Source organism: Streptomyces sp. NPDC059456 (assembly GCF_042750055.1).
Taxonomy (GTDB): Bacteria; Actinomycetota; Actinomycetes; order Streptomycetales; family Streptomycetaceae; genus Streptomyces.
Window position 1 is genome coordinate 1 of record NZ_JBHYVA010000530.1, and the last position, 6,080, is coordinate 6,080.

Below are 6,080 nucleotides of genomic sequence, written 5' to 3' on the forward strand. Positions count from 1 at the left end.
GGGGGCCGGGGGCCGCTGTCCCGCGCCGGGTGCGGGCGTTACCGGGCGCGCCCCGGGGTTGGCGCGCGGCCGCTCCCGCCCCGGCCGTGACGGCGGCGGTCGGGTGCAGGGCGAAGGCGCTGCCGAAGACGACGACGAGGGCGGCGGCGCCGCCGAGGGCGACCGCGGGGTGCGCCACGAGGGCGGCGAGACCGACGAGCGCCGGCCCGAAGACGAAGGAGACCTCGTCCAGGGTGCCTTCGAGGGAGTGGACGGCGCCCACCACGCCCTCGTCGGCCCCGGAGCGGTGGGCGAGGGCCACGGAGCGGGTCCGGGCGAGCGGCCCGATCAGCGGTACGGAGGCCCCGGTGACGGCTCCGATCGCGGCGAGCGGGGCGGTGGCGAGGCCCGCGAGGGCCCCGGCGACCAGGGCGCCGGTGGCGACCGCGTTGACCGCGGCGGCGGCCAGGACCACGGGCCGCTGCCCGTGGCGGTCGGCGAGGCGGCCCAGGACGGGCCCGAAGACCACCTGTCCGGCGGACAGGGTGCCGCCGACGATGCCGGCGGTGGCGAGGGAGCCGCTGGTCTCGGCGACCAGCAGGACGCTGCCGAACTGGGACATGGCGACGGGGAGTCGCGCGAGGAAGGAGAGGAGCGGGAGGAGGGGCCCGGTCAGGGCGATGACTCTTCGATAGGTGTTGACGGTTCCGGCCACTTGATCAACATTAACGCGATGCAGTCACCCGGATGCATTGGGTAATGGCACGGAATCCGGGAAGGTGGGTACGTACGTTCTCATGAGCCAGCCGTACGCACGCATCCGAATGGAATCTGCTGTTCCGGCAGTCGTCACCCCGGCGTCGTCCGCGGCCCTGCGGCCACCCGCCCCGAGCTCGACGTACCGGCTCCAACTGCGGCCCGAGTTCCCCTTCGCGGCGGCCGAGGCGGCGGTCCCGTACCTCGCCTCCCTCGGCGTCTCGCACCTGCACCTCTCGCCCGTGCTGGAGGCGGTGCCCGGCTCGGCGCACGGGTACGACGTCACCGACCACTCCCGGGTCCGCGCCGAGCTCGGCGGCGAGCCGGGACTGCGGGCGCTCGCCGCGGCCGCCCGCGGACACGGGCTCGGCCTGGTGCTGGACATCGTGCCGAACCACATGGCGGTGCCGTCGCCGCTGCGGCTGAACCGGCCCCTGTGGGAGGTCCTGCGGGACGGGCCGGCCTCCCCGTACGCGCGCTGGTTCGACATCGACTGGTCGGCGGGCGGCGGCCAGGTGCTGCTGCCGGTGCTCCCCGGGCCGCCCGAGCCCGGCGCGTTCACGGCCGACCCGGACTACGGCGTGCTGCGCCACGGGCAGCTGGAGTTCCCGCTGCGCGCGGGCACCGCGGGGCTGGCGATGCCGGAGCTGCTGGCGGCGCAGTGGTACCGGCCGGCCTGGTGGCGTGACGCCCGGACCGAGCTCAACTACCGCCGGTTCTTCACCATCTCGGAGCTGATCGGGGTCCGGGTGGAGGATCCGGACGTGTTCGCGGCGACGCACGCGAAGGTGCTGGAGCTGGTGCGGGACGGGGTCGCGGAGGGGCTGCGGATCGACCACGTGGACGGGCTGGCGGACCCGGAGGGCTACCTGTGGCGGCTGCGCGCGGCCGTCGGCGAGGGCTGCTGGGTGGTGGTGGAGAAGATCCTGGCCCGCCGGGAACGGCTGCCGCCGCGCTGGCCGGTGGCGGGGACCACCGGGTACGACGCGCTGCTGCGGGTGGACGGGGTGTTCACCGACCCGGCGGGCGCCGCCGATCTGGCCCGCCGGTACGCGCGGTTCACGGGGACCGCCGACTGGGAGGAGACGGCCCGAGCGTGCGCGCGGGAGGTGCTGACCGGCGACCTCGCCGCCGAACTCGCCGCCCTGGAACGGGCCGCCGGTCCCGGACTCGCCGCCGGCGTGCGCGAGCTGCTGATCGCCTATCCGGTCTACCGGCCGTACCCCGGCGAGCCGGAGCTCTCCCCGCAGGCCCTGGCGGAGGCCGCCGCGCCGGCCGGTCCGGGCGCGGTGGCCGGCGTACGGGACCTCGTGCTGCGCGATCGCGCCTTCGCGGCGCGCTTCGCCCAGACCTCGGCGGCGCTGCGGGCCAAATCGCTGGAGGACCGCGCCTTCTACCGGCACGCCCCGCTGCTGTCGGCCACCGAGGTCGGCGGCGATCCGGGGCGCCCGGCGCCGTCCCCGGCGGAGTTCCACGCGTACTGCGCCGAACTCGACCGGGACTGGCCCGCCTCCGGGACGGTGCTGTCCACGCACGACACCAAGCGCAGCGCGGACGTCCGGGCCCGGATCTCCGCGCTCTCCCAGGCCCCCGGGATGATGGGCCGCCCGCCCGGGGCGGATCCCCAACTGGCCTGGGTGGCGCGGCAGACCGCGTTCGGCCTCGGGGACGCGCCCGAGCGCGCCGAGCGCCTCGTACAGGCGCTCCTCAAGGGCGTCCGCGAGGCGGCCGTGCACACCAGCTGGACCGACCAGGACCCGGCGTACGAGGCCGCCGTCGCGGGATACGTCCCGGACCCGGAGGAGCTCGCCGAGCCGGCGGAACTGGCCGCGGCGGTCCGGGCGAACCTGCTCGGCATGACGCTGCTGCACCTGGCGATGCCCGGCGTCCCGGAGGTCTACCAGGGCGCCGAGACGGAGTACCGGGCCCTGGTGGACCCGGACAACCGGCGGCCGGCCCGGTTCCCCCGCGAGACCCTGGCCCGGCTGGACGCGGGGGGCGCGGCGCGGGGGCAGGCGGAGGAGAAGCTCGCGCTGACGGCCGCCCTGCTGCGGCTGCGCCGGGACCGGCCCGCACTGTTCACCGGGTACGGCTCGCTGCCGGCCCGGGGCCCGGCCGCGGAGCACTGCCTGGCCTTCGTCCGGCCCGGCGGGCTCGTCGCGGCGGCCACCCGCCTCTCGCACCGGCTGGCCGGCGCCGGCGGGTGGCGGGACACCACCCTGCCCCTCCCACCGGGGCGGTGGAGCAGCGTCCTGGACCGGGGCGCCGCGTACGAGGGCGAGATCCGGCTCTCGGAACTGCTCTCGGCCCGCCCGGTCGCGCTCCTACTGCGCGACGACGGGCGGGGCGGCGAGTAGCTGCGCGAAGGGGGCGGCGGCCCCGGTCAGCGGGACCCTGGAGAACACGGAAAGGGGCCGGTGCCACGGCGGGTCGAGGGAGAGCAGCGCACAGTCCTCGCCGAGGGGGCCCCGGACCGTGTGGGCCGGGGCCACCACGACGCCGACGCCGGCGGCGGCCATGCGGACGGCCGTCGAGGCGTGTTCGGTGCGCAGCACCGTGCGCGGCGTGAAGCCGACGGTCGCACACGCCCAGTCGAGGAACGCCCGGCCCTGGACGGAGGGTTCCATCGCGCAGCGGATCCAGTCGCGGTCGGCGAGTTCGGCCGGCCGGACCGATCCGCGGCCGGCCAGCGGGTCGTCGAAGGGGACCACGAGCACCAGTTCCTCACGGCCGACCGGAAGCACCGGCCCGGTCCACTCCTTGGGCTCCGGGCCCACCGCGAGGTCGGCGACGCCCCGTTCGAGCTGCTCTTCCAGGGCTTCGGTGGAACCGTACTCGCGCAGCACCAGCCGGACGCCGGGATGGAGGGAGCGCCAGCGGGCGGCGATGCCCGGGAGCAGGCCGACGGCGACGGCGTGGACGGTGGCGAGGTGCAGTTCGCCGCCCGCGGCCCCGGCGGCGGCCCGGGCGGCGCGTTCGGCCTGCCGGGCGCTGCGGACGGCGAGCCGGGCGTGCGGCAGGAAGGCCCGGCCCATGGGGGTGAGCCGGACGCCGCGCGGCATGCGCTCCAGCAGCGGGCCGCCGACGAACCGTTCCAGGGCCTTGACCTGGTGGGAAAGGGCGGGCTGGGCGGGACGGTGAAGGTGGTCGCCGAGCGGGGCGGGCGCGTGCTGGGCGTCCACCTGGTGGGGCCGCACGTGTCGGAGATGATCGCGGAGAGCCGGCTGATCGTGGGCCGGGACGCGGAGCCGGGGGACGTGGCCCGCCACGTCCATGCCCATCCGACGCTGTCGGAAGCGGTGGGCGAGGCCTTCCTGTCCCTGGCCGGCCGAGGCCTCCACCAGCAGGAGCGGGCCCGGCGACGGTGAGCTCGGAGCAAGGCGTTGGCCAGGGGTTTTCGGGAAAGTGCGGGGCGTGCGGAGCAGTAGGGGGCGTGCACGGCGGGCATTGCATCAGACGTGAACCTCCTCCGTGACATGTGCTACCCCACTCCGTCCGAACTGGCGCTGGCCGCCCGCACCCTGGCGGAAGAGCACCCCGGCCACGCCCGGCTCCGCCGGACCGGCACCTCCCGGGCCGGCCGGCCCCTGTGGCTGCTCTCCGTCGAGCCGGGCGGACGCCCGCCCGGCGCGGGCGTGCTGGTCGTCGCCGGGGCCCACGCCAACGAGCCCGTCGGCGGCGCCACCGCGCTGGCCCTCGCCCGGCACGTCCTGCACGATCCGGCGGTCCGGGCCGGCCGCGGCTGGCACTTCCTGCTGTGCGCCGACCCGGACGGGGCGGCCCTGCACCGCACGCCCCGCCCCGCCTCCCTGCTCGACTACCACCGCAGTTTCTTCCGGCCCCCGGGCCCGGAACAGCCCGAGTGGGCGCCGTCTTTACTGCCTCCCGACCGGCTGCCGCCCGAGACGCTGGCCCTGACCGCCCTCATCGACGAACTGCGGCCCGTCCTCCAGGTCTCCCTGCACGGCACCGACCTCGGCGGGACCTGGGTGCAGCTCACCCGCGACATACCGGGACTCGCCGAACCCTTCGCCGCATCGGCCGCCGCTCTGCGCATCCCGGTCGAGACCGGCGCCTCGGACGCGGCCGGCTGGCCCTCCCCCGGGCCCGGGATCTTCGTGATGCCGCAGCCCGGGGCGGACGCCGCCGGGGCGTTCCACCCCGAGGACACCCGGCTCAGCACCTGGTACCACGCCCACCGCCACGCCGGCACCACGGCCATCGTCGAAGTCCCCATGTGGGCCTCGGACCTGGTGGACGACCCCGCTCCGCACCCGGACCCGCGCGGCGCGCTGCGCCTGCTGGCCGGGCGGCTCACGGCGGACGCGGCGCTCGTGGCCCGCGTACGGGACCGGGTGGGCGAGCCGGCCGGGCCGGACCCCGGCCCGGGCGGACGAGCGGGCGCGGGACCGGGCGCGGGGCAGGGCGGACGAGCGGGCGCGGGGCAGGGCGGACGAGCGGGCGCAGGGCAGGGCGCGGGCGCGGGGCCGGGCGCGGCGGCGGACTCCGAGACGGCCGCCCTGCTGCGCGCCGTCGACTGGACGCTCGCCCTGATCCCCCGGATCACCCTGGAGTGGACCGGCCCCGGCGCCCCGGCCGAGGCCACGGCGGCCGCCATCGCCAGCATCGACGCCTTCGCGCGGCGCCTGTCGCTGCGCGCCGCCGCGATGCTGCTGCGGGTGCTCCGCTCCCAGGGCCACCCGGCCGCCCCCGGGCTGGACCGGCTGGTCACCGGCTGGTGCGAGGAGTTCGCCGCCCGGTTCCAGGCCCGCCGGATCCCGGTGGCCGCCCAGGTCGAGCACCAGTCCCGTACGGTCCTGGCGGCCTACGAACGGCTCGTGGCGGCGGGGACGGCCGGGACCGCCGGGGCGGTCAATGCGTAGCGGCCCCGGGCCGTTCGGCCGGTACGGCGAGGGTGTAGCGGCGCTTGTGCGCACCGGTCGCGCCGAGCCGGTCGTAGAAGCGGATGGCGCCCTCGTTCCAGTCCGGGGTCTGCCACTGGACCTGGTCGGCGCCCAGCTCGCGCGCGAGGCCGGCCACGCCTTCCATCAGGGCGGCGCCGAGCCCGTGGCCGCGGGCCTCCTCGGCGAGGTAGAGGCAGTCCATGTGGAGGTAGTGGCGCGCGTCCCAGAACGCGAACTCGGCCGAACAGGCGGCGTATCCGGCGACCGTCCCGTCGGGGGCCTCGGCGAGCAGCACCCACAGCCGGGCGCCCTCGGCGAACAGCTGCGGCCCGAGCCGGTCGGCCAGGCCGGCGGGCCGGGGCGCGGCCTCCTCGTACGCGACGTGCTCGTGGACGAGTTCGACCAGGCGGGGCAGGTCCTCGGGCCGTGCGGGGCGTACGC

Annotated in this window: 4 protein-coding genes and 2 pseudogenes; 3 read left to right on the forward strand and 3 right to left on the reverse strand. The window is 77.2% G+C overall.

The features are described from left to right. Positions 1–694: pseudogene (locus ACFXA3_RS32470) on the reverse strand (MFS transporter); the annotation flags it as partial. A gap of 109 nt (positions 695–803) precedes the next feature. Between ACFXA3_RS32470 and treY the strand changes: the two are divergent. After that, on the forward strand, positions 804–3,092 hold the full coding sequence (gene treY, locus ACFXA3_RS32475; RefSeq protein ID WP_385192694.1) for a malto-oligosyltrehalose synthase: 2,289 nt from the start codon (positions 804–806) through the stop codon (positions 3,090–3,092). Here the strand turns inward: treY and ACFXA3_RS32480 are convergent. Beyond that, positions 3,060–3,917, reverse strand: a complete 858-nt coding sequence (locus tag ACFXA3_RS32480) for a LysR substrate-binding domain-containing protein (protein WP_385192697.1) — start codon at positions 3,915–3,917, stop codon at positions 3,060–3,062. The two genes, treY and ACFXA3_RS32480, sit on opposite strands and share 33 nt — an antisense overlap. Here ACFXA3_RS32480 and ACFXA3_RS32485 point away from each other — a divergent pair. Both ACFXA3_RS32485 and ACFXA3_RS32490 read left to right on the forward strand, forming a co-directional pair. Further along, a pseudogene (locus ACFXA3_RS32485) lies at positions 3,837–4,103 on the forward strand (dihydrolipoyl dehydrogenase); the annotation flags it as partial. The gene ACFXA3_RS32480 and the pseudogene ACFXA3_RS32485 sit on opposite strands and share 81 nt — an antisense overlap. Before the next feature lie 90 nt (positions 4,104–4,193). Then, the gene (locus ACFXA3_RS32490) at positions 4,194–5,618 is read left to right on the forward strand and encodes a M14 family zinc carboxypeptidase (protein ID WP_385192699.1); all 1,425 of its coding nucleotides are present in this window, start codon (positions 4,194–4,196) and stop codon (positions 5,616–5,618) included. Here the strand turns inward: ACFXA3_RS32490 and ACFXA3_RS32495 are convergent. Beyond that, positions 5,608–6,080: GNAT family N-acetyltransferase (locus ACFXA3_RS32495; RefSeq protein ID WP_385192702.1), on the reverse strand; the 473-nt coding region annotated here is incomplete at its 5' end. The two genes, ACFXA3_RS32490 and ACFXA3_RS32495, sit on opposite strands and share 11 nt — an antisense overlap.

Excerpts from the sequence above, each read along its gene's own strand:
- treY (WP_385192694.1), top strand. The coding sequence starts at position 804 with ATGGAATCTGCTGTTCCGGCAGTCGTCACCCCGGCGTCGTCCGCGGCC.